This is a genomic window from Teichococcus vastitatis, from assembly GCF_003604215.1.
Lineage (GTDB): Bacteria > Pseudomonadota > Alphaproteobacteria > Acetobacterales > Acetobacteraceae > Pseudoroseomonas > Pseudoroseomonas vastitatis.
On the sequence record NZ_QXGS01000118.1, the window covers coordinates 1 to 2,363 of the forward strand.

The window sequence follows — 2,363 nt, forward strand, 5'->3', positions numbered from 1 at the left end:
GTGTTTGTTCATGGCTTCGATGGATCCGATGCGCAGCACGCATGTCCTGACCTGGCCGATACGCTGGCCGTCGAGCTCACCGCGATCCTGACCCGCTTCGAGCACCTGCGCGTTTTCGCAGCGTCGGACCGTCCAGGCGCCGAGGGCTACCATCTCTGCGGCAAGGTTCGCATGTCGGGCGCGCAGTGGCGCGCGACGGTCCGGCTGGAGGATGCCGGGGGGACCGTCGTCTGGGGGGGCCGGATGGAGTGGCCGCACGGCGACGGGGCTGGCCGGAAAGCAAGCTGCTCGCCCTCGCATCGGAGGTCGACCGACAGATCAACCGGGAGGCGCTGCGCCGCGCCACGCTCAAGGCAGCCGCGGAACGAACCGCGCGGGACTGCTACCTCCTGGGCAAGGACCACTACCAGCGCGGGACCGAGGCGGACACCCGCATCGCGCGCGAAATGTTCGACCTGGCGCTTGCGGCCAACCCGGACTACGCGGCGGCCTACGCCTGGCAGGCCTACGCTGTGCAGCGCGCCATCACCCACCGCTGGGGCAAGCCTGACGGGCAGGCGGCACGCGACCTTGCGCTGCGCCTGGCGCGGCAAGCGGTGCAGCTGGCGCCCGATTCTCCTCTCTGCCTCGGCCGCCTGGCCTTCGTACTGGTGCTGCACCAGCGCTGGGACGAGGCGGTGAACGTTGCCCGGGCCGCGTTGCAAACCGGACGGCCAATCTATGTCGCGACCCGGGCCGATTGCGCCGACGTGCTGTCCGCCGCCGGACACGCGGAGGAGGCGGTCGGCGTCATGCGGGAGGGGCTGGCGCTCGAACCCCATGCGCGGCCGGCCTTCAGGGCCGTTCTCGGGCGCGCGCTCCTGCTTGCCGGGAAGCTGGAAGAGGCGCTGGCGGAACTGCAGTGGTGCGCCGCCCGCCTGCCGGATTACGCGCCCTGCTACTTCGCCCTCGTGGTCGCGCTGACCGAGGCCGGGCGCATGGAGGAGGCGGGCCGCGCAGTGCGGGAGTTGCTGCGGCTCCAGCCCGATCCGGTCGCGCGGAACCACAGTGGCATGTGCTTCTTCCGCCAGGACGCCGAGTTCGAGCGGTTCCGGTCCGCCGTCATTGCCGCGAGGGCACATGCCCTTGGGCCAGTCATGGAGAGCAGTGGGCCGGCCTGAGTACGGGGCCGCCCATCCGGCGCGCCGACGCTACCCCCGGGTTTCCCGATCCGATGCGGAGTTCCCGGAGCCGCGCCGCCGGCGGCACCGGGCCACGTGGCCTGCGGCACGGGGAGGCGAGTTCCGACGCTGCACTGAAAATCCTCCGAAGGCGCACCGGCAGCTTCGCCGCGCGCGCAGGACTGCGTCGGAATAAATTCGGCTCCGCTTTCAGGACTTCGCGCATCCGGGGTCGGTAAACCTCGGGTCGAGGCCGGCAGCCTGCCGCCGATGCGAAGGTTCCCCGCCATGCTCCCGCGCAGCGCATCTCATCCCCCTCGGCTTCGCCGCCTGAAGCGACAAGGCTGACCGGCCACTTTCCTGCCTCGCCAGGCAGCCCAGGACCGCCGCTTCCGCGCACCGAACCGCTTCCCACGCGGGCAACGCCTGCGCGAACCCCGTGCTGCGCCCACGCGCAGACCAACCGCACCCACGCCACGGCCGGCGGAGCGCCGCGCCCCCACAAGGACCGAACGCAGATGCGCAACCACCCTTGGACCTCGCCCGCGCGCCGCCTCAAGGCCTCCACCGCGATCATCCCGGCCAGGGCCGCCGTTGCGGCGCCGCCATTGGCCATGATGATGCTGCTGGCTGCGCCAGGCTCCGTTCCCGGAGCCGGTGCCGCCGAATGCGGGCCGTCGGGCAACTATGCCTGCTACTACAACCAGTCCTATCCCAAGGCGCCGGACGGGGCCGATCACACCCAGCCAGGCTTGCCCGGCACCAACGCCTCCGCGGCACAAATCGACCTCGGCGGCACGACATACCCCGGCGAGGTCTCCATCACGGTTTTCGGCGGGGACGGGGGAAACGGCCGCAACAGTGGCTATGGCACGCCCGAACAGACCGGCAGCGACGGCGGCAAGGGCGGCGACGGCAGCACCCTGACCGTCACGTCCCAGCCCGGCACCACGGTTGCCGGCGCGACCGTGATCAACACAGTTGGCGGCGATGGCGGTGTGTCGGGGCACAGTTCCCACCAAGCCTCCCCTGACCAGCCCACGGGCGGCGCCGGCGGTGCGAGCGGCAGACTCGTGGCTGGTTCCACCAGCGCTCCCCTCACGGGCCAGTTCAGCGGCGCCGTTTCCGTCACGGCGGCCGGTGGCCGCGGCGCCCGGGGCGTGGACTACGACCCCGGCCCCACTATCGGGTTCGGCTCCGGCT

General features: G+C 71.6%; 1 protein-coding gene and 1 pseudogene. Both read left to right on the forward strand.

Going from position 1 to position 2,363, the window contains the following annotated elements; genetic code table 11:
- Positions 1 to 248 precede the first annotated feature (248 nt).
- Positions 249 to 1,160, forward strand: a complete 912-nt coding sequence (locus tag D2K64_RS23320) for a tetratricopeptide repeat protein (protein ID WP_120010791.1) — start codon at positions 249 to 251, stop codon at positions 1,158 to 1,160.
- A gap of 518 nt (positions 1,161 to 1,678) precedes the next feature.
- Positions 1,679 to 2,363, forward strand: a pseudogene (locus D2K64_RS23325) (hypothetical protein); the annotation flags it as partial.